The organism is Micromonospora sp. NBC_00389 (genome assembly GCF_036059255.1).
Taxonomy (GTDB): Bacteria; Actinomycetota; Actinomycetes; order Mycobacteriales; family Micromonosporaceae; genus Micromonospora.
This window is the reverse complement of record NZ_CP107947.1, coordinates 384,800-408,878: the sequence shown is the minus strand read 5'-3', so window position 1 is coordinate 408,878 and position 24,079 is coordinate 384,800. Positions and strand designations below refer to the sequence as shown.

Sequence of the window (24,079 nt, the reverse complement as noted above, 5' to 3'; positions counted from 1 at the left end):
CGCCGCGGACCCGGCGGGATCGTCAGTCGTTGGCGTGCAGGGCGGCGTTCAGCTCGATGCCCCGGCCGGTACGCGGGCGGGCCTCCAGCGCGCCGGTCACCGAGTTGCGCCAGAACAGCAGGCCGTCGACGCCGGACAGCTCGCGGGCCTTGACCACCCGGCCGTCCGGCAGGGTGATCTTGGAGGCGGCGGTGATGTAGCAGCCCGCCTCGACCACGCAGTCGTCGCCGAGTGAGATGCCGACGCCGGCGTTCGCGCCGATCAGGCTCCGGTCGCCGATGCTCACCTTCTCGGTGCCGCCACCGGAGAGCGTGCCCATGATCGAGGCGCCACCACCGACGTCGGAGCCGTCGCCCACCAGCACGCCCTGCACGATCCGGCCCTCCACCATCGAGGTGCCCACGGTGCCGGCGTTGAAGTTGACGAAGCCTTCGTGCATGACGGTGGTGCCGGCGGCCAGGTGGGCGCCGAGCCGGACCCGGTCCGCGTCGGCGATGCGTACACCGGCGGGCACCACGTAGTCGGTCATCCGGGGGAACTTGTCCACTCCGTACACCGACAGGTGGCGGCCGGCGGCCCGCTCGATCACCCGCAGCTCGTCCACCCGCTCGGGCGGGCACGGCCCGGCGGAGGTCCACGCCACGTTGGCCAGCTTGCCGAAGATGCCGTCCAGGTTGAGCTGGTTGGGGCGGACCAGGCGGTGCGAGAGCAGGTGCAACCGGAGGTACGCGTCGGGGGCGTCCTTGATCGGGTCGTCCAGGGAGCCGATCACGGTGACCACCTGCACGGTACGCAGACCGGGTAGCGACCGGTCGCCGAGCGCGGTCGGCGGCAGGTCGAGCACGTCCGCCTTGTCCTCACCGGCGACCAGCGGCAGCTCACCGAGGCCCAGCTTGCCGGTCGGGTACCAGGTGTCGAGCACCTGCTCGTCTGCGGTGACGGTGGCCAGGCCGATGCCCCAGGCGGAATCTGCGGACGTCACTGTTTCACCTTTCGGTCGCGGCCGGGCTGGCCTCTGCTCACGACTGCGGGGCTCCTCGCGCTCGCCCCAGGGGCCCGCAAGCTCGCTCCTCGCGCCGACAGACCTGAAGGTACCGTGCGAACCATGGAGAACCCGCTGACCCCCGAGGTCCTCGCCGATCCGGTGGCGTTGACCCGCGCTCTTGTCGACATTGAGTCCGTGTCCCTCAACGAGAAGGCGATCGCCGACTGCGTCGAAGAGGTGCTGCGGGGCGTACCGCACCTGACCACCCACCGGCACGGCAACACGGTGATGGCGCGCACCGATCTGGGTCGGTCGCAGCGTGTCGTGCTGGCCGGGCACCTGGACACGGTGCCGCTGAACAACAACTTCCCGTCGACCATGCGCGGCGACCTCATGTACGGCTGCGGCACCTCCGACATGAAGTCCGGCGTGGCGTACGCGCTGCACCTCGCGGTGAGCCTGCCCGAGCCGCGCTACGACGTGACGTACTTCTTCTACGAGGCCGAGGAGATCGAGTCGCGGTACAACGGGCTGACCCTGGTCGGCCAGGCGTACCCGGAGTGGCTGGAGGCGGACTTCGCGGTGTTGCTGGAGCCCACGTACGGCATCGTCGAGGCGGGCTGCCAGGGCACCATGCGGGCCATCGTGACCACCTCGGGTGAGCGGGCCCACGCGGCGCGCTCCTGGCACGGGGTGAACGCCATCCACGCCGCCGGTGAGGTGCTGCGGCGGCTCCAGGCGTACGAGGCACGTCGGATCACCATCGAGGGGTGCGACTTCCGCGAGGGTCTGAACGCGGTCCGGATCACCGGCGGCGTCGCCGGAAACGTGATCCCCGACCACTGCGAGATCGAGGTCAACTACCGGTACGCACCGGACCGCGACCCGGCGGCGGCGGAGGCGCACCTGCGGGAGGTCTTCGCGGGCTTCGAGTTGGCCGTGACCGACGCGGCGGCCGGCGCGACCCCCGGGTTGGAGGCGGCCCCGGCGAAGGAGTTCCTGGCGGCGGTCGGCGCGGCGCCGATCGGCAAGTTGGGCTGGACGGACGTGGCCCGGTTCGCGGCGATGGGCATTCCGGCGCTGAACTTCGGCCCGGGGGACCCCAACCTGGCCCACCACAAGGACGAGCACGTCGAGATCAGCAAGATCCGTGACGGCGCGGCAACCCTGCACCGCTGGCTAGCCCCAGCCTGACCCCTTGACTCCGGTGATCAAGAGGTTTGCGTCAGCCGGGCCCGTTGTCGGCGACGCAAACCTCTTGATCAGCTCCGGAAGGGGCGGCGGCAGTGGGGGCTAGGGGTGGGTCCAGTTGGCGGGTGCGGCGGCGTTCGGCCACCACGTCTCGGATCCGTCGCTGCATCTGGCGACGGATCCGGATCATCTCGCTGTTGCTGATCACGCTGTCTCCTCCCCCGAAGGCGCGCGCCGGGGCATACCCGGTATGTGAATAGTAAGACGTACGGGCGAGCCGAATAGTTGCCCAAGATCTCGAACTATTTCTCGGCGTCTTCTCCGCGTCCGCACCCCGCCCACCCGACAGGTGCCGCTCCACTACGGTTGCTCCATGAGCCAGAGCAACGGGCGGGAGGCCGGCCGCGGTCCGGGACAGGAGCGGCATCGGGGCGCGGTCACGCTGCGCCGGGGGGCGATCCCGAGCAGCACCGCCGATCAGCGGCTGCTCGACTCGCGTGGGCGGGGCGACTGGAAGACCAGGGACGCCTGGCGTGCGCTGCGCATCCTCTCCGAGTTCGTCGAGGGTTTCGACACCCTTGCCGACCTGCCTCCGGCGGTCAGCGTCTTCGGCTCAGCGCGCAGCGGCCCGGACACTCCCGAGTGCCGGTTGGCCGAGCAACTGGGCGGTGCGCTGGCCCGGGCCGGCTACGCGGTGATCACCGGGGGTGGGCCGGGGGTGATGGAGGCCGCCAACCGGGGTGCCAGTGAGGCCGGCGGGCTCTCCGTCGGGCTCGGCATCGAGCTTCCGTTCGAGCAGGGCATCAACGAATGGGTCGACCTGGCCATCGACTTCCGCTACTTCTTCGCCCGCAAGACCATGTTCGTCAAGTACGCGCAGGCGTTCGTCGTGCTGCCCGGTGGGTTCGGCACCATGGACGAGCTCTTCGAGGCGCTCACCCTGGTGCAGACCGGCAAGGTCACCCGGTTCCCGGTGGTGCTGATGGGCGTCGCCTACTGGCAGGGGCTGCTCGACTGGCTGCGCGGCACGATGGCAGCCGACGGCAAGATCGGCCCGGTCGACCTGGAGCTGATCTGCCTCACCGACGACGTCAACGCGGCGGTCCGGCACATCGTCGAGGCCGAGGCGGCGCTCTCCGCTGAGCAGGAGGCGGTCCGTGACGAGGCCGTCGCCCGCGCCGCCGCCGACCAGCAGTCCGCCGCCGAGCAGGCGGCCGACCAGCCGCGGGAGGGCTGATGGCGGCGATCTGCGTCTTCTGCGCCTCCTCCCGTACCCTCGACCAGCGCTGGCTGGACCTGGCCACCGAGACCGGCGCGGAGTTGGCCCGGCGCGGGCACACGCTGGTCAGTGGCGGCGGCTGTGTCGGCATGATGGGCGCGCTGGCGGACGGCGCCCGGGCCGCCGGCGGGCGCACCCTGGGCGTGATCCCACAGGCGCTGGTCGACCTGGAGGTCGCCGACGTGCGCTCGGACGAGCTGCTGGTGACCGACTCGATGGCCAGCCGCAAGACCGTGATGATCGACAAGTCGGACGCCTTCCTCGCCCTGCCCGGCGGGCTCGGCACCCTGGACGAGCTGTTCGAGGTCTGGACCACCGCCACTCTCGCCCTGCACACCAAGCCGATGGTGCTGATCGACACCGATGGCTTCTATCGCCCGCTGCTGGACTGGCTCGGCACGCTCGGCGAGCAGCACTTCCTCAAACCCGCCGGCCTCGACCTCCTCACCGTGGCCGACACCATCCCCACCGCCCTGGACGCCCTGGAATCCCACCTAACCTGACCCCACCCGTCCCCCCGCCCCCCGGCCTCCGGCCGGCTCCTCCCGTCGATCATGAAGTTAGCGGCGCCGCTGTCGGCGTGTCGCGCCGCTAACTTCATGATCGACGGAGCTGGATGGGGTGGGGTGGGGCCGGGGGGTGGGGAGGGCCGGGGGGACGGGGTGGGGCCGGGAGGTGGGGTGGGGTTGGTGTCGTATGGGCGTGATGGGATGAGCTGATGCAGGCGTACCGGTTGGTGCGGCGGTCTGGGGGGCCGGCGCGGGGGGACGGGAGCGTGCCTGGCGGCAGCACCGTGGCCGCCGGTGGCACCATGCTCTCCGACGACAACACCGCGCTCTCCGACGACAACTCCGTGCTTTCTGACGACAACACCCCGGCGGGCGGTGGCGTCGTCGGCAGCGGGGTGGCAGACCGGGGCGAAGGGGCCGGGTCGGTGGATGGTTCGCCGGGCCGGCGGGTCGACCCGGTGCAGGCGGAGGTGGTCGCGCACACCGACGGACCGATGCTGGTGCTCGGCGGGCCGGGCACCGGCAAGACCGGCACCCTGGTCGAGGCGGTCGCCGCCCGGGTGGCCGAGGGAGTCGACCCCGAGCGGATCCTGGTGCTGACCTTCGGCCGCCGAGCGGCCACCGCCCTGCGCCAGCGGATCGAGGCCCGGGTGGCCGAGGACGGCCACCGGGTGCTGCGCGAGCCGTTGGTGCGCACCTTCCCGGCGTACGCCTTCGGGCTGCTCCGCCGGGCCGCCGCCGAGCGTGGCGAGCCGTCGCCCCGCCTGCTCACCGGCCCCGAGCAGGATCTGATCATCCGCGAGCTGCTGGACGTGGTGGGCGAGGAGCCCGAGGACGACCCGGTCGGCTGGCCGACCGATCTGCGCCCCGCCCTGCGGACCCGAGCCTTCGCCGGCCAACTCCGCGACCTGCTCATGCGCGCCGCCGAGCGCGGCGTGGGGCCGGTCGACCTGGCCCGGCTGGGCGAGAAGCTCGGCCGCGCCGACTGGCCGGCGGCCGCCCGGTTCCTGCGGGAGTACGTGGCGGTGCTCGCGCTGCGCGACGTCAGCAACCGGGGCTCGATCGCGTACGACCCCGCCGAGCTGGTCCGGGCGGCGACCGGGCTGCTGCGCGACGACGAGGAGCTGCTGGCCGCCGAGCGCCGCCGGCTTGCCCATGTGTACGTCGACGAGCTGGCCGACACCGATCCCGCCCAGCTCGAGCTGCTCTCGGTGATCGCTGGCGGGGGTAAGCCGCTGGTCGCCTTCGCCGATCCGGACTCCTCCACGTACGCCTTCCGGGGCGCCGATCCGGCCGGGGTGACCACCTTCCCGCACCGATTCCGGACCGCCTCCGGCGCGCCGGCAGCGCAGGTGCTGCTGACCACCTCCTACCGGGCCGGGCCGGGCCTGCTCGCCGCGATCGCCCGACTGGGCCGCCGGCTGCGGGGTCCGGCGGCGCACCGCCGTCTGCACCCGCTGCCGGACGCCCCGGCCGGCGTGGTCGAGGTGCACACGTTCCGCTCGGCGACCAGCGAGGCCGCCTGGCTGGCCCATGCGCTGCGCTCCGCCCACCTGCTCGACGGCGTGCCCTGGTCACGGATGGCGGTGCTGGTTCGGTCGACAGCGTTGCAGCTACCCACTTTGCAACGGGCGCTGCACGCGGCCGGCGTACCGACCACGGTGCACGGCGAGGATCTGCCGCTGCACCTGCAACCGGCGGTGGCGCCGCTGCTGCTCCTGCTGCGCTGCGCGCTGGAGCCGGACCGCCTGGACGAGGAGGCGGCGGTCGCGCTGCTGCACTCGCCGCTGGGCGGGGCCGACCCGCTGGCCGAGCGGCGACTGCGGCAGGGCCTGCGTGCGCTGGCGTTGGCCGGCGGGGACCGGCGCCCGTCCGGGGAGCTGATCGTCGAGGCGTTGCGTGATCCGGCCGAGCTGGCCGGCATCGACCGGCGGTGGGCGGAGCCGGCGCAGGCGGTGGCCGGGCTGCTGGCCACCGCCCGGGACATCGCCGCCCGGCCGGGCGCGACCGCCGAGGACGTGCTCTGGGCCGTCTGGCAGGCCAGCGGTCTGGCCGAACGCTGGGCCGGCGCGATCGGCCAGGGGCGGCCGGAGGCCGGTGAGGGAGATCTGGCCCGACGGCGACGGGCCGAGGCGGCCGACCGCGACCTGGACGCGGTGCTGGTGCTCTTCGACGCGGCGGCCCGGTTCACCGACCGGCTCCCCGGTGCCCGCACCGAGGTCTTCCTCGACCACGTGCTCGGCCAGGACCTGCCGGCGGACACCATCGCTCCGACCGCCGACCGGGGCGCGGCGGTCCGACTGCTCACCGCGCACGCCGCGAAGGGCCTGGAGTGGGACCTGGTCGCAGTGGTCGGAGTGCAGGAGGGCATCTGGCCGGACCTGCGGCTGCGCGGCAGCCTGCTCGGCTCGGAGCGGCTGGTCGACGTGCTGGCGGGTCGGTCCGTCGGCGGCGCCACCGCCGCGAACGTGGTGGGTCAGACCTCGGCGTTGCTCGACGAGGAACGCCGCCTCTTCCACGTGGCCGTCAGCCGCGCCCGACACCGGCTGCTGGTCAGCGCCGTGGCCTCGGCCGCGGTCGGCGGCGACGACCACGAGGAGCAGCCGAGCCGTTTCCTCTACGAGCTGGGCCCCACCGCGCCGCCCACCCCACCGGGGGGCACCGGGCCGGTCGATCCGTCCACACCGCCCGGTCCCCGCGCCGGCCCGCCGACCAGCGATCCCGCCGGCGGCGGCGCCCCGAGCACCGCGCTCACCGACGGTGGCGCCCCGCGTACCCCACTCGCCGGCGGCGGCGCCCCGAGTACCCCACGCGCCGGCGGCGGCGCCCCGAGCATTCCACTCACCGACGGCGGCGCTCCGAGCGCCGCGCCTACCGGCGGCGGTGCGGTCGAGGGCGACGGTGCGACTCACGGCGACGGCGAGCCGGACCGGCCCGGGGCACTGCCGGTCACCCGGCCGCCTCGGGCGCTCACCCTGCCGGCGCTGGTGGCCGAGCTGCGTACCGCGATCACCGACCCGGCCGCACCGGCGACCCGGCGGCGCGCCGCGGCGACCGAGCTGGCACGGCTCGCCGCCGCTGGCGTGCCCGGCGCGCACCCCGACGACTGGTGGGGGCTGCGGGCGCTCTCCGACGACCGGCCGTTGGTGGATGACGGCGAGCCGGTACGGGTCACTCCGTCGGCGATGGAGAGCGCACTGCGGTGCAGCCTGCGCTGGCTGCTGGAACGGCACGGCGGCAGCGGCCCGACCAGCACCGCGCAGGGGGTGGGCAATCTGGTGCACGCCGCCGCGATGCTCGCCGAGGACGCCAGCGCCGACCGGGGTGCCCTGCTTGACTACGTGGCCGCCCGGTTCGACGCGATCGAGTTGGCCGCCCGGTGGATGGCCGGCCCGGAGCGGGAGCGGGCCGAGGCGATGGTCGACAAGCTGCTGCGCTGGCTGGCGACCAACCCGCGCCGGCTGCTCGCCATCGAGCACGAGTTCGCGGTCCGCCTGGATGACCCGCAGCGGCCGGTCGACCTGACCGGTCGGGTCGATCGGCTGGAGGTCGACGAGGACGGTCGGCTGGTGGTGATCGACCTGAAGACCGGTAAGTCCACGGCGGTCACCGGCACCGACCTGGCCGAGCACCCGCAGCTGGGCGCATACCAGGCGGCGGTGGAGGCGGGGGCGTTCGCCGAGTTCGGCGACGAGTCCGGGGGTGCTGCGCTGGTGCAGCTCGGCACCTCCGCCAAGGACGCCAGGGAGCAGAACCAGCCGGCGGTCGGCGAGGGGCCGGCGGCCGGCTGGGCGACCGCGCTGGTCCGGCGGACCGCCGATACGATGGCAGCCGCCACGTTCGCCGCGGTGGCCAACTCGAAGTGCCGGGTCTGCCCGGTGCGCACCAGCTGCCCGGTCTCCGGGCAGGGGCGCCAGGTCGTCGAACCGCCGACCACCCGGAGCATCCGTGAAGGCGAGGAGTGAGCGTGCGATTCCCGCAGTCACGAACGATGTCGCCGTGAGCGCGAGCAGCGAGCCGGTCCTGCGAGCCACGCAGTCGCGAGCTGAGGCGGGACGGTGACCCAGCCCACCCTGTTCGGCGCCGGCCCCGCTCCGGCGCCCCGACTCGCCGATTCCGGCCCCCGGTACACCCCGGTGGAGCTGGCCAAGCTGCTGCGGCTGCCGGCGCCCACCCGGGAGCAGGCCGCGATCATCGCCGCCCCGGTGGAGCCGCTGCTGGTGGTCGCCGGTGCCGGGTCCGGCAAGACCGAGACGATGGCCGCGCGGGTGGTCTGGCTGGTGGCCAACTCGTACGTGCGCCCGGAGCAGATCCTCGGGCTGACCTTCACCCGTAAGGCGGCCGGTGAGCTGGCCCACCGGGTACGGACCCGGCTCGACCAGCTGATCCGCCGGCTCGGCCGGCAGGGCCGGGACCCGCTGGACGATCCGCTGGCCGGCGAGCCCACCGTCTCGACGTACCACTCGTACGCCGGGCGGATCGTCACCGAGCACGGGCTGCGGGCCGGCTACGAGCCGTCCACCCGGCTGCTCACCGAGGCGTCCCGCTGGCAGTTGGTCGACCTGCTGGTGCGCAACTACGACGGCGACATGTCCGAGGTGGACCGGATGCCGAGCACCATCACCGACGCGGTGCTGGCGCTCGCCGGGGAGCTGGACGAGCACCTGGTCGCCCCGGACCAGCTGGCGGCCTGGACCGGGCGGTTCTTCGCCGAGGTGCAGTCCCGGCCGGGTCGGGTCTACGCCGACGTGCGCAAGGCGCTCGCCCTCCAGCAGACCCGGCTGCGCCTGCTGCCGCTGGTGCGTGCGTACGCCCGGCGCAAGGAGGACTTCGAGGCGATGGACTTCGCCGACCAGCTCGCCCGGGCGGCCCGGGTGGCCCGGGACCACCCGGGGGTCGGCGAGATCGAGCGGGACCGCTTCCGGGTGGTGCTGCTCGACGAGTACCAGGACACGAGCCACGCCCAGGTGGTGCTGCTCAACGCCCTGTTCGGCGGCGGGCACCCGGTGACGGCGGTGGGGGACCCCTGCCAGTCGATCTACGGCTGGCGGGGGGCCAGCGCTGGAACGTTGGACCGGTTCCCGAGCGAGTTCGCCCGGGCCGACGGTCAGCCGGCCGCAGCGCTCGGGCTCACCACCAGTTGGCGCAACCGCCCGGAGATCCTCCGGGTGGCGAACGCGCTGTCCACACCGCTGCGCGCGGCCGGTGCCCGGGTGCCGGAGCTGCGCTCCGCGCTGACGGTCCGGGATCCGATCCCGCACCGCAGCCCCGGTGGGGCCGCGGGTGGCACGGTGCACTGCGCACTGCTGCCCACGTACGCCGATGAGGCGGATTGGATCGCCGACAGCGTGCTCGCGGCGTGGCGTGGCGCGGCCCGGATGCCAGGCGCGGCGCCCGAGCACATCCCGGTTGCGCAGCGCCCGACCACCGCCGTCCTGGTCCGGGTCCGCAGCCAGATCCCGGCGATCGAGTCGGCGCTGCGCGAGCGCGGTCTTCCGGTCGAGGTGGTCGGGCTGGGTGGCCTGCTGGACACCCCCGAGGTCCGCGACGTGGTGTGCACGCTGCGGGTGCTGGCCGACCCGACCGACGGTGCCGCCCTGCTGCGGCTGCTCACCGGTGCCCGCTGGCGGATCGGGCCGCGCGACCTGGTGGCCCTGCACCGGCGGGCTCGGGCCATCGCCAACGCCCGGCGGCGGTTGGCCGCCGACGACACTTCCGAGATCAGTCCCGACCTGCTGGACGAGGCGACCCTGGTGGAGGCGCTGGCCGACCTCGGCCCGGCGCAGGCGTACTCGGCGGAGGGTTTCGCGCGGCTGCGCGCGTACGGCCGGGAGCTGGCGCTGCTGCGCTACCGCCTGGACCAGGCCCTGCCGGACCTGATCGCGGACATCGAGCGGACCATCGGCCTGGACGTGGAGGTCGCGGTGCGGGCCGGCCGGGACGGCGCTGGCGACGCCGGCCTGGCCCGGGGGCACCTGGACGCCCTCGGCGACGTGGCGGCCCGGTTCAGCGGGGAGACCCCCGGCGCGACCCTCGCCGGCTTCCTGTCCTACCTGGCCGCCGCCGAGGACGAGGAGCGCGGCCTCGCCCCCGGCGAGGTCGAGGTGGTGGAGGGCGCGGTGCAGGTGGTCACCGCCCACGCCGCCAAGGGGCTGGAATGGGACGTGGTGGCGGTGGCGGGGCTGAGCCGTGGGCTGTGGCCCGGGCCGGTGCGCAACTCCGACCACTGGCTGGGCGGGCTGGGCGTGCTGCCGTTCCCGCTGCGCGGTGACGTCGACGGGTTGCCCGAGCTGGCGCTTTACGAGGCGGCGGACCAGCGGGCGGTCGCTCGGGCGGTGACCGACTTCACCGACGCCTGGCGTGCTCACGACGAGCGGGAGGAGCGCCGGCTGACGTACGTGGCGGTGACCCGGCCGCGCCGGCTGCTGCTCTGCTCGGCGTACTGGTGGGGGGAGGGGACCAAGCGGCCGCGTGGCCCGTCGGTCTTCCTGCGCGAGGTGTACGACGCCTGCCTGGACGGCGGCCCGGGGCACCTGGTCGACGCGTGGGCGCCGGAACCGACCCCGGATGCGACGAACCCGACCGCCGAGGTGGTGCTCCGCGCGGAGTGGCCGGCCGACCCGCTGGGTGGCCGTCGGCCGGCGCTGGCCGAGGCTGCCGGTCTGGTCCGCCGTCTGATGAGCGATGGCCCGGCGGAGTTGGTGGTCGCCGGCGGGTCGGAGGTGGATCCCGAGGTGGTGCGCTGGCAGCGCGAGGCGGACCTGCTGCTGGCCGAGCGGGCCGAGTTGACCCGGCTCTCCGGCGCGGTCGAGGTGGCCCTGCCCGGCCAGCTGAGCGTCACCCAGCTGGTCGCGTTGCGCCGCGACCCGGCGGCGCTGGCCCGGACGCTGCGCCGCCCGGTGCCCACCGAGCCCAACCCGTACGCCCGCCGCGGCACGGCCTTCCACGCCTGGCTGGAGCAGCGCTTCGGCGCCGACCGGCTGCTCGACCTGGACGAGCTGCCCGGCGCGGCCGACGCGGATGCCGCGCCGGACGAGGCGCTCGTCGAGCTTCAGGAGCGCTTCCTGGCCAGCGAGTGGGCCGACCGGGCACCGGTGGAGGTGGAGGTGCCGTTCGCCACGGTGATCGCCGGGGTGGTGGTCCGGGGGCGGATGGATGCTGTCTTCGCTCGGCCGGGCGGCCGGTTCGACGTGGTCGACTGGAAGACCGGTGCGCAGCCCTCCGGTCCGGCGGCGGAGGTGGCCGCGGTGCAGTTGGCCGTCTACCGGCTGGCCTGGGCAGAGCTGGCCGGTGTGCCGGTCGACCGGGTGGGTGCGGCGTTCCATTACGTCCGGGACGGGGCGACGGTGCGCCCCGCCGACCTGCTGGACGTGACCGGGCTCACGGCCCTGATCGCCAAGTTGCCCGAAGATTCCGCCCGACATTGACCATGGCGGGAAAATCCGTGGTAGGTTGAACGGGTTGCAGTTTTGGTTACCAGAGACTCTGTGTGCGCCTGGCGGGATTGTGGCCCCAGGCGCTCTTTGTTGTGTCCGGAGTTCTCCGGGCGGGGCGACCAGAAGCGACAGGCGATTCGCGCATTCCCGCGCGGAGCGCTCCTCTTCGGGCTCGCAACAAGTGCGAGTCCGACGTTCCGTCAAGGAGACGAAACACATGGCTATTGGCACCGTGAAGTGGTTCAACGCTGACAAGGGCTTCGGCTTCATCACCCCGGACGGCGGCGGCGCTGACGTCTTCGCCCACTTCTCGGCGATCCAGTCCTCCGGCTACCGGAGCCTGGACGAGAACCAGCGGGTCGAGTTCGAGGTGACCCAGGGCCAGAAGGGCCCGCAGGCGGAGAACATCCGCCCGATCTGATCTTCGGATCGGTCGGCATTACCTGTCGCGCCCTCCGGGCGCGGCGGTGACGGGACCGGCCCGCTCCGCCGTCGACCTGCGTAAGCAGGCGGCGGCCCGGCGGCGGGCCGGCCCGTACCCCCTTCGGTTCGTGCTTGTGAGTCCTGGCGGCTTTTTCCGCTGGCGACAGCGCCGTCTTCGGCGCCCTCCCTCGACACGTGCCGCGTCGAGGAAGGCTTTTGCGTGACCACTGTTATTCCTTCGTTCGCCCATACCGGTCTGGCACCCGCGCTGCTCAGCGCGCTGACCGCGCAGGGCATCACGGAGCCGTTCCCGATCCAGTCGGCCACGCTGCCCGACTCGCTCGCCGGCCGGGATGTGCTCGGCCGGGGTCGTACCGGCTCCGGCAAGACCCTCGCCTTCGGGCTTCCGCTGCTCTCCCGCACCGCCGGCCACCGGGCCCGCCCGGGCCGCCCGCTGGCCCTGGTGCTGGTGCCGACCCGGGAGTTGGCCCAGCAGGTCACCACGGCGCTGGCCCCGTACGCCCGCGCCGTCGGGCTGCGCTGCGTCACCGTCGTCGGCGGGCTGTCGTTGCAGCGTCAGGCGGACGCCCTGCGCGCCGGCGCCGAGGTGGTCGTGGCGACCCCCGGCCGGCTGCACGACCTGATCAACCGCGGCGACGCCCGGCTCGACCAGGTCGAGATCACCGTGCTGGACGAGGCCGACCAGATGGCCGACATGGGCTTCCTGCCGCAGGTCACCAAGCTGCTGGAGCAGGTCGCGCCGCAGGGCCAGCGGATGCTCTTCTCGGCCACCCTGGATGGCGGCGTGGACCGGTTGGTCCGCCGCTTCCTGAGCAGCCCGGTGACCCACTCGGTCGACCCGGGCACCGCCACGGTCACCGCGATGACCCACCACGTGCTGCACGTCGACGCGGTGGACAAGCCCGACGCGCTGACCCGGATCGCCGCCCGTGAGGGCCGCACCATCCTGTTCATGGGTACGAAGCACCGCGCCGACCGGCTCGCCCGCCAGTTGCTCTCCAAGGGGGTACGCGCGGCCGCGCTGCACGGCGGCAAGTCCCAGCCGCAGCGCACCCGCATCCTGGAGCAGTTCCGCAACGGCCAGGTGACCGCCCTGGTCGCCACGGACGTGGCGGCCCGGGGCATCCACGTCGACGGCCTGGACATGGTTGTCAACGTGGACCCGCCGACCGAGGCGAAGGACTACCTGCACCGGGGCGGTCGGACCGCCCGGGCCGGAGAGTCCGGCAGCGTGGTCACCCTGGTCCTGCCGGAGCAGCGCCGGGACGTGTCCCGCCTGATGGCAGTCGCCGGCATCCGGCCCGAGTCGGTCCAGGTGCGCCCGGGTGACGAGGCGCTGGCCCGGGTGACCGGTGCCCGCGAGCCTTCCGGCGTGCCGGTGACGATCGTCGCCGCCCCGCAGGCTGCCGCTGGTCGGGGACGTACCGCCGGTGGGTCCGGCGGCCCGGTCGCCGACGGTGCCGGCCGCTCGGCGCACCGTGCGTCGGGTCGGTCCCGCCGCCCGCGCCGCCCCCGCACCGTCTGATCCGTACGCCCGACCGACCCGCCCCGCTTCGGCTGGGCGGGTCGGTCCGTTTGTGGCGCAGTGGTGGCGGGGTGGCCGCACCTTCGGCCCGTCCGCCGTGCCGCCCGTTCCGCTCGGCTGAGTCGGTAATCAGCCTCAGTTGGGTCGGCTGGCTGACTGCGTCGCGGGCGTCGGTGGTCGAAGCTGACCGGCGGGGGAAAGTCGGGCGGGGGGCCCGGCACGGGAGGGGTGACCATGGCGGGCGAAGCCGGCTCGGGGGCGCTGCGCGAACTGATCCTGGTGGTCGCGGTCGCGCTCGCCGGGCTGTTGCTCGCCATGGTTGCGGCCTTCGCACCCTGGCATGCCACCCCGGCGGGTAACGCTCCCGCCGGTCTGGTGGAGCTGCACAGCCCCGGTGACCCGGGCTCCGGCCCGACGGTCGCACACGTGGGCTGAGCAGCGGCCGGCCCGACCGGTGCCGGCGGAGGGGCAGGCCCGGTCCGGATCGGTACGAGGTGTGGTCGGGTCGGCGGGGCACCGGCCCGACCACACCGCCCTGATCAGGAGGCTGTGGGTGCGCGGTCCGTCGAGTGACGGGTGAGCAGGTCGGCGAGGGTGGTGCTGTCGACCACGGTGGCGATCGCCCCGTGCACCGCCAGCCAGACGTCGGTCAGCCCGGCGGCCACCCCGTGATATCCGGCCCGCTCGGCCGGCAGCCCGCGGACCGTGGTCAGCGAGCCGCCGACCGCTCGGAGCACGTCCCCGACGGTGATCTCATCGGCCGGGCGGGTCAGCGCGTACCCACCGTCACTGCCGCGATGGCTGAGCAGCAGGCCGGCTCGGCGCAGGTCGAGCAGGATGCCCTGGAGGAAGCTGAGCGGTATTCCCTGCACCTCGGCCAGACTGGCCGCCTTCACCAACTCGCCGCCACCGCCACCGTCACCCTCTCCGCCACCGCCCTCTCCGTCGCCGCCGACACTGGCGGCGGCGACGGCGAGCATCGCCCGGAGCGCGTAGTCGCTGCGCGCGGAGACGTACACGTCACTGACCAGCCTGGTCCAGCACGCCCCAGCGGCGTCGGATCGCCCGGTCCGCAGCACCGAACGCGGCGTCCACGACCAGGCCGAGCACCAGGATGACGATCATGGTGGAGAGCAGCCAGGGCGCGTCGGACAGCTCGCGGGAGTAGGTGAGCTGGGCGCCGAGCGAGGTCTGCGAGATGCCGACCACGATCAGCTCGCCGGCCATCAGGCTGCGCCAGGAGAACGCCCAGCCCTGCTTGAGCCCGGCGACGATCGCCGGCAGCGCGGCCGGTGCGATCACGTACCGGTAGAGGTTGAGCCCGCGCGCGCCCAGGTTGCGACCCGCGCGCAGCAGCAGCGGCGGTACGTAGTCCACACCGGAGATCACCCCGTTGGCGATGGACGGTGCCGCACCGAGCACCACCACGAAGAAGATCGCCTTCTCGCTCAGCTCGAACAGCAGGATGGCCAGCGGGAACCAGGCGATCGACGGCATGGTCTGCAACGCGGTGATCATCGAGCCGATGGCGGCCCGGAGCACCGTGGACCGGGCCACCGCCAGGCCCAGCAGCAGACCGACCGCGACCGAGAAGAGGTACCCGACGGCGGCCCGGCGCAGCGTGGTGAGCAGGCCCTCCCAGAGCTGTGGGCCCTGGGCCTGGGCCAGCAGCTCGCGGCCGACGACCAGTGGCCCCGGCAGCGAGTACGGCGGCTTCCAGCCCGACCAGACCACCAACTGCCAGGCCGCGATGACGATGGCCAGCGCGGCCAGCTTGGGCCAGGTGGCCGCCCAGAGCCGGGTGGCCCGGGAGGTCTCCTTGTCCCGGCCGGCGATCTCCAACGCGTCGAGGCCGGATATCTGCGCGTCGGTGCGCGCCGTGTTGGTGAGGGTGTCACTGGCCATGGCGGCCCACCTCCGTACGGAGCCGTTCGGTGACCTCGGCGGCGATGGCGGCGACGTCGGGGGAGTCGATCCGACGTGGACGCGGAATGTCCACTTCGGTGGAGTAGATGATCCGGCCGGGGCGGCTGGAGAGCAGGATGATCCGGTCGGCCAGCCGGGCGGCCTCCCGGACGTTGTGCGTCACGAAGAGCACCGAGAGCTTGCGCTCGGACCAGATCCGTTCGAGTTCGTCGTGCAGGATGTCCCGGGTCATCGCGTCCAGCGCGCCGAACGGCTCGTCCATCAGCAGCACCGGAGTGTCCAGGGCCAGCGTGCGGGCCAGTGCGACCCGCTGCCGCATCCCACCGGACAGCTCGTGCGGGCGCTTGCGACCGAAGTCGGACAGGTGCACCGTCCGCAGCAGTTCGGCCACCCGCTCACGGCGCTCGGCCCGGGGCAGCCCACGCAGCTTGAGCGGCACCTCCACGTTGGCCTCGACGGTCAGCCAGGGGAAGAGCGCCGGTTCCTGGAACATCAGCCCCGGGTTGGCGTCACCGGCCAGCCCGATCTGCCCGCCGCTGGGCCGGTCCAGCCCGGCGACCAGGTTGAGCAGGGTGCTCTTGCCGCATCCGGAGGCGCCGACCAGACAGACGAACTCACCCGGCGCCACGTCCAGCGACACGCCGTCCAGGGCCAGTACGGCGTTCGCCCCACGTCCGTACACCTTGGTCACGCCCGAGAGCGCGACCGCGGTGGTCGCGCTCCCGGGCGTCGTCGTGGTCGACGTCATGGCTGGACGACCTCGGGCTTGCCCTGCGCCGTGAGCGCGTTGTTGAGGTACGTGAGGTCGTACAGGCCCTTGAGGTCCACCGGGTCGGTCAGCTTGACCTCGACGGCGTGGTCGAGTCCGGCCTTCAGGGAGGAGGAGATCGGATCGTTGGTGAACTCCAACGTCGGCCACGCCTGCTTGATCAGCTTCAGGTCCAGCGGCTTGCCGGTGATCTTCCCGATCGCGTCGGAGATGGCCTGCTGGGCCTCGTCCGGCTTGCTGTTGACGAACTCGTTCGCGGCCACCTGACCGTCGACCAGCTTCTGCACCACGTCCGGGTGCGCCTTGAGGAACTTGGTGCTGACCAGCAGGTTGGTGATGACGAACTTTCGGTCCGGCCACAGGTCGCGCTCGTCAACCAGCACCTTGCCGCCGGCGTTGATCAGCCGGGAGACGAAGGGCTCGGGCACCCAGGCGCCGTCGATCGCGCCGCTGTTGAACGTCTCCACCGTCTGGGCGTTCTCCTGCGGCACGATCTTGACGTCGCCGCCGCCCTCCTTGGTGGTGGTCAGCCCGTGCTCCTTGAGCCAGTAGCGGATCGCCACGTCCTGGGTGTTGCCCAGCTGCGGGGTGGCGACCTTCCTGCCCTTCAGGTCCTGGGGGCCGTTGATGCCGGGCTTGACCACCAGCGCCACGCCACCGGAGGCGGCGCCGGAGACGACCCGCACCGCCTCGCCCTTGGACTTGGAGAACGCGTTCACCGTCGGGTTCGGGCCGATGTAGGTGGCGTCCAGCGCCCCGGAGAAGACGGCCTCGATGGCGGCCGGGCCGGCGTTGAAGGTCTTCGGATCCAGCTTCACGTTGGCGCCGAGCTTCTCGGCGAAGATGCCCTTCTCGACGCCGACGACGGCCGGCGCGTGGGTGATGTTGGGGAAGTAGCCGAGTCGCAGCGTCACCGGGCCCGAGCTGCCGCCCGCGCCCTCGCTGTCGTCGCCGCACGCGGCGGTGGTGCCCAGGGTCGCCGCGCCGACCACGGCGAGGGTGGCCAGGGTGACCAACCGGCGCAGGGGGAGCCGTCTCATCGTCCATCCAATCCGCAGTATTCCTACTTAGTTGGTAGGAAGAGTGGGCCGGGCCGAGGTCAGCGTCAAGACCCATCCACATGCCGGGATGTCGGGTCTCAAATATGTCGGCATTTCCTACTGGCTTGCTAGGGTAAGCGCCACCTCGGCGACCGGTAGAGAGGCGACTCCGCGATGACCTTCCACTGGTTCCTGCCCACCTCCGGCGACGGCCATCAGGTCGGCGCCGCCACCGTCACGGCCGGTGCCGCCCGGCACGACCGGGCCGCCACCGTGGCGTACCTGGCCGAGGTCGGCCGGGCAGCCGAGGCGCACGGCTTCACCGCCGTGCTCACCCCGGTCGGCGCCGGCTGCCCCGACCCGTGGATCGTCTGCGCGGCGGTCGCCCAGCACACCGAGCGGCTCGGCATGCTGGTCGCGGTCCGGGCCGGCTTCGCGCTGCCGACACTGATCGCCCAGCAGGCCGAGGCGTTCCAGGCCGTCTCCGGTGGCCGGCTGTCACTCAACATCGTCACCGGCGGTGACCCCGCCGAACAGCGCGCGTACGGCGACTTCCTCGGGCACGACGACCGGTACGCGCGCACCGGCGAGTTCATCGAGGTGCTCCGCCGCGCCTGGGCCGGCCGGCCCTTCGACTACGACGGCGCGCACTACCGCGTCGACGGCGGCGGCCTGGCCAGCCCGCTGGCCGACCCGCCGCCGGTCTACTTCGGTGGTGCGTCCCCGGCCGCCGAGGCGGTGGCGGCCCGCCAGGCCGACGTGTACCTGATGTGGGGTGAGCCACCGGCGGCGATCGAGGCCCGGGCGACGCGGATCCGGGCACTGGCAGCCGAGCGTGACCGCGTCCTGCGCACCGGGCTCCGGCTGCACGTCATCGCCCGGCCGACCAGCGCCGAAGCGTGGGCGGAGGCCGATCGGCTGCTGGCCGGGATGAGCCGCGAGAGGATCGCCGCCGCCCAGTCCCGGTTCCGTCGCATGGACTCCGTCGGTCAGGCCCGGATGGCCGCGCTGAACGCCGGCCGCACCGACGGGCTCACCGTCGCACCGAACCTCTGGGCCGGGGTCGGCCTGGTCCGCGAGGGCGCCGGCACCGCGCTGGTCGGCAGCTACGCCGAGGTCGCGGCCCGGATCGATGAGTACGCCGCGCTCGGCGTCGACGAGTTCGTCCTCTCCGGCTGGCCGCACCGGGAGGAGGCCGAGCGGGTCGGCGCCGAGGTGCTGCCCCTGGTGGCCCACCCGGTGGCGGCTGCTCCGCGGAGGTCGCCGGTAGCGGAGGTGCTGACGCGCTAGGGTCGATCCCGTGGCGGCGCGGAGATCCAGAATTCCAGCGACGAAGTATCCGGTCGAGCGGTTCACCCTCGACAACGGCCTGCGGGTGGTGCTCACCCCCGATCGCAGTGCCCCGGTGATCGGGGTGGCGGTGGTCTACGACGTCGGCATCCGTTCCGAACCGGAGGGGCGTACCGGCTTCGCCCACCTCTTCGAGCACCTGATGTTCCAGGGTTCGGAGAACCTGGAGAAGCTGGCCCACTTCCGGCACGTGCAGGGCGCCGGTGGCACCTTCAACGGCTCCACCCACCTGGACTACACCGACTACTTCGAGACCCTGCCGAGCAACGCGCTGGAGCGCGCGCTGTTCCTGGAGGCGGACCGGATGCGCGGCCCCCGGCTGACCGAGGAGAACCTGCGCAACCAGGTCGACGTGGTCAAGGAGGAGATCCGGGTCAACGTGCTCAACCGGCCGTACGGTGGCTTCCCCTGGCTGACCCTGCCGCCGGTCATGTTCGACACCTTCCCCAACGCGCACGACGGCTACGGGTCCTTCGTCGACCTGGAGTCGGCGACCGTCGCCGACGCCGCGGACTTCTTCCGCCGCTACTACGCCAGCGGCAACGCGGTGCTGGCGGTCAGCGGCGACATCGACGTGGCCGAGGCGACCGAGCTGGTCACCCGGCACTTCGGTGACGTGCCGGCCCGTCCGGCTCCGCAGCGGCCCGACTTCACCGAGCCCGACCTGACCACCGAGCGGCGCACCTCGTACACCGACAAGCTGGCGCCGCTGCCGGCGGTGGCCGGCGCCTGGCGGGTGCCCGACCCGATCAGCGACTTCGCCGGCTACCTGCCGTACGTGGTGCTGGCCGAGGTGCTCACCGACGGCGACGCGTCGCGGCTGGTCGAGCGGTTGGTCCAGCGCGACCGCACGGTGACCAGCCTCGGTGGCTACCTCGGCTTCATGGGCGACCCGTTCGACGTGCGCGACCCGACGGCGCTGCTGCTCCAGGCGCACCTGCCGCCGGGCGGCGACGTGGACAAGGTGCTGCGCACCATGGACGAGGAGCTGGAGCGGCTGGCCACCGACGGGCTGACCGAGGGCGAGCTGGCCCGGACCCAGGCCCGGATGGCGACCCACCTGCTGCGGGACACCGACGCGGTGCTCGGCCGAGCGCTGCGGATGGCCGTCCTGGAACAGCAACGCGGCGAACCGGGTCTGCTCAACGACCTGCCCCGGCTGGTCGGCGAGGTCACCGAGGAGCAGGTCCGGACCGCTGCGGCCACCCTGCGCCCGGAGCGCCGCGCCGCCGTCGAGGTCATCGCCGGAGCTGCCCGGTGAGCGCGAGGAGTGAGCCGGTTTTGCGAGCCCCGCAGTCGCGATCGAAGGTGACTCGATGACCACCACCGCTCCCGCCGGGCCGCGTACGCTGCCGCCGCTCGGCCCCACCCGCAAGCTCAAGGTGCCCAAGCAGGCCGAACGCACGCTGAGCAACGGTCTCACCGTGATCGCGGTACGCCGGCCCGCCGTGCCCCTGGTCGAGCTGCGGCTGTGGGTGCCGTTCGGTCGGGCCCACCTGGCCCGCGGCGCGATGCTCTCGCAGACCATGCTCTCCGGCACCGAGTCGATGACCAGTGTGCAGATCGCCGCCGAGCTGCAGAAGGTGGGCGGCGGGCTCTCCGCGGGCGTCGATCCGGACCGGCTGATGCTGTCCGGCGCGGGCCTGGTCACCGGCCTGGACCGGATGCTGGAGCTGCTGGCCGAGGTGCTGACCGGTGCCAGCTACCCGAGCGAAGAGGTGGCCACCGAGCGGGACCGTCTGGTCGACCGGATTCAGGTGGCGCAGAGCCAACCGGCGTTCCTGGCCCGGGAGGCGCTGCTGAAGCGGATCTACGGCCGGCACCCGTACGCCACGCAGACCCCGGAGCCCGGTCAGATCCGCGCCGTCCGGCCGGCTGCGCTGCGCAGCCTGCACTCCGAGCGGGTCCACCCGGCCGGCGCGCAACTGGTGGTGGTCGGCGACGTGCAGCCGGAGAAGGCCCTGGACGCGGCCGAGCGGGCGCTCGGCGGCTGGGCCGGCGCCGGGCGCACCGCCGAGCTGCCGCCCACCCCGCCGCTGGAGCCGGGGCCGCTGCTGCTGGTGGACCGGCCCGGCTCGGTGCAGTCCTCGCTGCGGATCGCGCTGCCGGCCGTGTCGCGCACCCATCCCGACCACGCCCCGCTGCAACTGGCCAACCTGGTCTTCGGTGGCTACTTCTCCTCCCGCTGGGTGGAGAACATCCGTGAGGACAAGGGCTACACGTACGGGCCGCACTCGGTGATCGAGCACTCGGTGGCCGGGTCGGTGCTGGTCGCCGCCGCCGAGGTGGCCACCGAGGTCACCGGCCCGGCGTTGCTGGAGACGACGTACGAGCTGGGCCGGCTGGCGTCGTTGCCGCCGAAGCCCGAGGAGCTGGAGCAGGCGCGCCAGTACGCCCTCGGCACCCTCCAGCTCGGTATGTCCACCCAGGCCGGGCTGGCCGCGCTGACCAGCGCGTACGCCGGCAACGGGCTGCGCCTGGACTTTCTCGCCGAGTACGCGGCCCGGCTGGCGAAGGTGACCATCGACGACGTCGCCCGGGCGGCGGCCGACTATCTCGCGCCGGCCCGGGCTGCGGTCGTGGTGCTCGGCGACGCCGAGCGGGTCACCCCTGGGCTGGCCTCGCTGACCACGGTCCGGACCGAGCCGGTGCAGCAGTGAGCCGGGCGGCCGCGCCGGCGGGGGAGGGCGCGCCGTGAGTGGGGAGACGGAGCCACCGCTGGCCCGGTCCACGCTGGACCGGGCCGCCCACCGGCGGGGCGACTCGCTGTGGCTGACCGAGGCGTGGCTACGGGCCCGGGTGCTGCTGCTCGACTCGACCAACGAGGGGCGGACGCTGGCCCGTACCAACGGGTCGCCTCCGTCGCTGGTGCTGTTCGGGGCGGCCGACGTGCCGGTCGGGTCCGAGTCGGTGGCGATGTTCCTCGGTGTCGAGCCGGACGGGGTGCCGGTCTTCGCGGTCGACACGCCGCTGCCGGCGTTGCCGGGCACCCGGGCGGTCAACCTGCGCGAGGTGGGTCATCTGCTCGCCGACCGGGAGGCCGGCATCTTCACCACCGCGCTGGCGCTGGTCAACTGGCACACCCGGCACGGCTACTCGGCGGCCACCGGAGCGCCGACCGCGATGGACGAGGCCGGTTGGTCCCGGGTGGACCGCAACGGCGGGCGGGTCTGGCCGCGTACCGACCCGGCGATGATCGTGCTGGTGCACGACGGTGTCGACGGCCCGGACGGGCGCTGCCTGCTGGGCAACAACGCCGGCTGGCCGGGCACCCCGGGCGGTCGGCGCTACTCCTGCCTGGCCGGCTACGTCGAGCCGGGGGAGTCGGCGGAGGCTGCCGTGCTGCGCGAAGTCCGCGAGGAGGTGAGCATCGGGGTCGAGCGCATTCGGTACGTGGGTAGCCAGGCCTGGCCGTTCCCCGGCTCGCTGATGCTGGGCTTCCTGGCCACCGCCGACCCGGCCGACCCGGTGCGGGTCGACCCGTCCGAGATCGCGTACGCCCGGTGGTTCTCCCGTCGGGACATCGGGGCGGCGCTGGCCGGGCGGACCGTGGACGTGGGTGACGGGGCCCAGCTGATCCTGCCGCCGCCGTCGTCGATCGCGTTGTTCCTCATCCACCGTTGGCTGGACGGCTGGGTGGACGTCGACCAGTGAGCACGGTCCCGGCCCGTGGCCGTCGTTGCCGCGGCGGTCACGGGCCGGGAACACGGGCCGTCGTGGTCGGCTAGGGCGAGAAACGCGGCGGGGGAGCCGATCCGACCACGACGGACGTCTGTTTGGTCAGGTGCCGGTGCGACCCGGTCGGTGTCGGAAGGTGGGCCGGGGCTCGCCGAGGGGCAGGACCTTGACCCGTTGCTTGCCTGCGCGGACCGCGCCGACCGTGGCCAGGGCTCGGGCCAGCAGCAGCGCCGCGTCCAGATCGTCGGCGTGTACGGTCTGCCGGCGCGGCTCTGGGGTGGTCGTCTCGTCGCGGAGTCGGTGGCCGTCGGCCCAGGCGGCGGCGATGTCCCCGTCAGCGACGGCGCGGATGTCGGTGCGAACTATCAGGAACCGCATAAGGGTCTCCGGATGAACCGCGACGATGAGCCAGAATGGAAGTTCCACGTACTCGTCGGCCATGTTACGCCGCGTGTTCGTCTCGGCAACTGAAACGCACCTATTGGTCTCGAGCCTCGGCTGATCGGCGGATGGCTGGTCAGCGGGGTCGGCAGCCGGAAAAAGCGACAGGGCCGCCGGCAGTGCGCCGACGGCCCCGTCCGATCACCGGATCAGTTCAGATCGAACTGGCCCTTCTTCGCTCCGGAGATGAAGCCGAGCCATCCCGCCCGGTTGAACAGCAGCACCGGGCCGCCCCGGTCCTTGCTGTCGCGCAGCGCGACAGCCGACGGGCCGGTGCCCAGCGGGGCGACCTCCACACAGTTGGAGGTCTGGCTACGGGTGCTGGTACGCCACGGGGCATCCGCCAGGTCGAAGGCGGGAACGGACGGTGTGTTGCGGATGTCGTTCATGGTTCCACTCCTGATGTGAACCGCTCCGATGGGACGAGTGGTGCCGCACGCCCCGACGGAGGGTCCCCCGTGGATCACCGTTCCGTCAGCCGCCCCGAAGCCCGGCGGCGTTGGGTCGGCGCCGTTGCCGGCCCGAACGCCACTGTGGATGGGGGCGCCGCCTCGGTCAGCCGTCCCGTCGCCTCGATCAGCCAGGAGAGGGTGTCCGAGGCGTTCAGTGCCGCCGTGCATAGCCACTCGAACACTACTTTATAGCGATTTAGTGCGATTGCCTCGGTCGACATGACGTCGGTGAACCCCCCTTCGATGGCCAGCGTCTCCGGATCGAGCGGATCGGCGAACCGGTAGAGGGAGAACGCGGTCGGCGGAAGGTACCAATTACCGATCTGAGTGTCACGAAGCAACACGTGCAGCGTCACGTTGGGTAGCAGGGCCAGCTCGCAGAGCTGAAGTAGTTGCTCGTGCAGCACCTCGGGCGGCCCGGCCCGGCGGCCGAGGGCCGCCTCCTCCAACACCGCCGTGTAGCGCGGCGCGTCGGGCTCCCGGGTCAGCAGCGACTGGCGGGCCAGCCGCGCCTGCACCTCGGTCTCCGGCTCCTCGCCAGGGGTTGGCTCGCCGGCGCCCTCACCCACCTGACGGGCCGAGACGATCCGGACCTGGGCGTACCCGGGGGTCTGAAGTAGACCCGGCACCAGCACCGGGTTGTACTCGGAGATCTCGGCGCAGCCCGCCTCCAACTCGGCCCAGCTGCGCTGCTGCTGCGTCATCACCGGGAAGTTCTTCAACCAGCCCCGCATGTCACCGGCCTCGCCGGTGATCCCGAGCAGCTCCTCGTGCAGTGCCTCGTCGGCGCCGTAGAGGTCGAGCAGGTCGCCGACATCCTGTGGGTCCGGTCGGCTGCGGCCGTTTTCCAGACGGGACAGTTTGGACGCGGAGGCCCAGCCGATCCGCTCGATGACCTGATCGCCGGTGAGGCCCGCGGCCTCGCGCAGGCGGCGCAGCTCTACGCCCAACCGGCGACGACGCAGGATCGGGCTGGGTGCGGCAGGAGGCACAGTGTCCTCTTTCCCGTCGACCGCTGCAGACGCAACGGTAACTGTATGAAATTCGCCCCCCA

General features: G+C 73.0%; 21 protein-coding genes. 12 read left to right on the top strand and 9 right to left on the bottom strand.

The annotated features are described in order from the left end of the window. Nucleotides 1-22 precede the first annotated feature (22 nt). The gene (gene dapD / locus OG470_RS01940) at nucleotides 23-982 is read right to left on the bottom strand and encodes a 2,3,4,5-tetrahydropyridine-2,6-dicarboxylate N-succinyltransferase (protein WP_328420137.1); all 960 of its coding nucleotides are present in this window, start codon (nucleotides 980-982) and stop codon (nucleotides 23-25) included. A gap of 123 nt (nucleotides 983-1,105) precedes the next feature. On the opposite strand from dapD, the gene dapE reads away from it, so the two are divergent. After that, on the top strand, nucleotides 1,106-2,179 hold the full coding sequence (gene dapE, locus OG470_RS01935; RefSeq protein WP_328420135.1) for a succinyl-diaminopimelate desuccinylase: 1,074 nt from the start codon (nucleotides 1,106-1,108) through the stop codon (nucleotides 2,177-2,179). Nucleotides 2,180-2,210: 31 nt separating this feature from the next. Here dapE and OG470_RS01930 read toward each other — a convergent pair whose 3' ends face one another. Then, the gene (locus tag OG470_RS01930; RefSeq protein ID WP_328420133.1) at nucleotides 2,211-2,384 is read right to left on the bottom strand and encodes a hypothetical protein; all 174 of its coding nucleotides are present in this window, start codon (nucleotides 2,382-2,384) and stop codon (nucleotides 2,211-2,213) included. A 165-nt stretch (nucleotides 2,385-2,549) separates the two neighbouring features. Here OG470_RS01930 and OG470_RS01925 point away from each other — a divergent pair, with 165 nt between their 5' ends. The 7 genes from OG470_RS01925 (at nucleotide 2,550) to OG470_RS01895 (ending at nucleotide 13,804) form a co-directional block, all read left to right on the top strand. Next, nucleotides 2,550-3,413 (top strand): TIGR00730 family Rossman fold protein, encoded by an 864-nt coding sequence (locus OG470_RS01925; RefSeq protein ID WP_328420131.1) that lies wholly within the window; start codon nucleotides 2,550-2,552, stop codon nucleotides 3,411-3,413. Then, the gene (locus tag OG470_RS01920; protein WP_328420130.1) at nucleotides 3,413-3,958 is read left to right on the top strand and encodes a TIGR00730 family Rossman fold protein; all 546 of its coding nucleotides are present in this window, start codon (nucleotides 3,413-3,415) and stop codon (nucleotides 3,956-3,958) included. Before OG470_RS01925 ends, OG470_RS01920 begins: the two co-directional genes overlap by 1 nt. Before the next feature lie 215 nt (nucleotides 3,959-4,173). Continuing rightward, nucleotides 4,174-7,929 (top strand): ATP-dependent helicase, encoded by a 3,756-nt coding sequence (locus OG470_RS01915; RefSeq protein ID WP_328420128.1) that lies wholly within the window; start codon nucleotides 4,174-4,176, stop codon nucleotides 7,927-7,929. 93 nt (nucleotides 7,930-8,022) lie between these two features. Beyond that, the gene (locus OG470_RS01910) at nucleotides 8,023-11,391 is read left to right on the top strand and encodes an ATP-dependent helicase (RefSeq protein WP_328420126.1); all 3,369 of its coding nucleotides are present in this window, start codon (nucleotides 8,023-8,025) and stop codon (nucleotides 11,389-11,391) included. A gap of 226 nt (nucleotides 11,392-11,617) precedes the next feature. Further along, nucleotides 11,618-11,821 carry a transcription antiterminator/RNA stability regulator CspE gene (gene cspE, locus OG470_RS01905; RefSeq protein ID WP_101369720.1) on the top strand — a complete coding sequence of 68 codons (204 nt, stop codon included), beginning with the start codon at nucleotides 11,618-11,620 and terminating at the stop codon, nucleotides 11,819-11,821. Between the two features lie 222 nt (nucleotides 11,822-12,043). Further along, the gene (locus OG470_RS01900) at nucleotides 12,044-13,369 is read left to right on the top strand and encodes a DEAD/DEAH box helicase (protein ID WP_328420120.1); all 1,326 of its coding nucleotides are present in this window, start codon (nucleotides 12,044-12,046) and stop codon (nucleotides 13,367-13,369) included. Nucleotides 13,370-13,603: 234 nt separating this feature from the next. Continuing rightward, nucleotides 13,604-13,804, top strand: coding sequence for a hypothetical protein (locus OG470_RS01895; protein WP_121652693.1), 201 nt, complete (start codon nucleotides 13,604-13,606; stop codon nucleotides 13,802-13,804). 104 nt (nucleotides 13,805-13,908) lie between these two features. On the opposite strand, the gene OG470_RS01890 is transcribed toward OG470_RS01895, so the two are convergent. From OG470_RS01890 to OG470_RS01875, 4 genes are read right to left on the bottom strand one after another with little or no spacing between them, the layout of a single operon-like run. Next, a complete protein-coding gene (locus OG470_RS01890; protein WP_328420115.1) occupies nucleotides 13,909-14,388 on the bottom strand; it encodes an RrF2 family transcriptional regulator in 480 nt (159 codons plus the stop codon). Between the two features lies 1 nt (nucleotide 14,389). After that, nucleotides 14,390-15,274 carry an ABC transporter permease gene (locus OG470_RS01885; protein WP_328420113.1) on the bottom strand — a complete coding sequence of 295 codons (885 nt, stop codon included), beginning with the start codon at nucleotides 15,272-15,274 and terminating at the stop codon, nucleotides 14,390-14,392. Continuing rightward, nucleotides 15,264-16,043 carry an ABC transporter ATP-binding protein gene (locus tag OG470_RS01880; protein WP_328420111.1) on the bottom strand — a complete coding sequence of 260 codons (780 nt, stop codon included), beginning with the start codon at nucleotides 16,041-16,043 and terminating at the stop codon, nucleotides 15,264-15,266. Before OG470_RS01880 ends, OG470_RS01885 begins: the two co-directional genes overlap by 11 nt. Continuing rightward, the gene (locus OG470_RS01875; protein ID WP_328420109.1) at nucleotides 16,040-17,104 is read right to left on the bottom strand and encodes an ABC transporter substrate-binding protein; all 1,065 of its coding nucleotides are present in this window, start codon (nucleotides 17,102-17,104) and stop codon (nucleotides 16,040-16,042) included. The genes OG470_RS01880 and OG470_RS01875 overlap by 4 nt, the downstream gene beginning before the upstream one ends. 174 nt (nucleotides 17,105-17,278) lie before the next feature. Here OG470_RS01875 and OG470_RS01870 point away from each other — a divergent pair, with 174 nt between their 5' ends. The 4 genes from OG470_RS01870 to nudC are packed head-to-tail and all read left to right on the top strand — an operon-like array spanning nucleotide 17,279 to nucleotide 22,108. Then, complete coding sequence (locus OG470_RS01870) at nucleotides 17,279-18,394, top strand: LLM class flavin-dependent oxidoreductase (protein ID WP_328420107.1); 1,116 nt, start codon at nucleotides 17,279-17,281, stop codon at nucleotides 18,392-18,394. Between the two features lie 10 nt (nucleotides 18,395-18,404). Next, the gene (locus tag OG470_RS01865; protein WP_328420105.1) at nucleotides 18,405-19,715 is read left to right on the top strand and encodes a M16 family metallopeptidase; all 1,311 of its coding nucleotides are present in this window, start codon (nucleotides 18,405-18,407) and stop codon (nucleotides 19,713-19,715) included. A 55-nt stretch (nucleotides 19,716-19,770) separates the two neighbouring features. Beyond that, nucleotides 19,771-21,114 carry a M16 family metallopeptidase gene (locus OG470_RS01860; protein ID WP_328420103.1) on the top strand — a complete coding sequence of 448 codons (1,344 nt, stop codon included), beginning with the start codon at nucleotides 19,771-19,773 and terminating at the stop codon, nucleotides 21,112-21,114. A gap of 34 nt (nucleotides 21,115-21,148) precedes the next feature. Beyond that, nucleotides 21,149-22,108: an NAD(+) diphosphatase gene (gene nudC, locus OG470_RS01855; RefSeq protein ID WP_328420101.1), complete on the top strand. Its 960-nt coding sequence runs from the start codon at nucleotides 21,149-21,151 to the stop codon at nucleotides 22,106-22,108. A 126-nt stretch (nucleotides 22,109-22,234) separates the two neighbouring features. Here nudC and OG470_RS01850 read toward each other — a convergent pair whose 3' ends face one another. The 3 genes from OG470_RS01850 to OG470_RS01840 all read right to left on the bottom strand — a co-directional run bounded on the left by OG470_RS01850 (nucleotide 22,235) and on the right by OG470_RS01840 (nucleotide 24,017). Continuing rightward, nucleotides 22,235-22,510, bottom strand: coding sequence for a hypothetical protein (locus OG470_RS01850; protein WP_328426087.1), 276 nt, complete (start codon nucleotides 22,508-22,510; stop codon nucleotides 22,235-22,237). Nucleotides 22,511-22,722: 212 nt separating this feature from the next. Then, nucleotides 22,723-22,962: a DUF397 domain-containing protein gene (locus OG470_RS01845; RefSeq protein WP_328420100.1), complete on the bottom strand. Its 240-nt coding sequence runs from the start codon at nucleotides 22,960-22,962 to the stop codon at nucleotides 22,723-22,725. Between the two features lie 74 nt (nucleotides 22,963-23,036). Then, a complete protein-coding gene (locus OG470_RS01840) occupies nucleotides 23,037-24,017 on the bottom strand; it encodes a helix-turn-helix domain-containing protein (RefSeq protein ID WP_328420099.1) in 981 nt (326 codons plus the stop codon). Nucleotides 24,018-24,079: the final 62 nt, after the last annotated feature.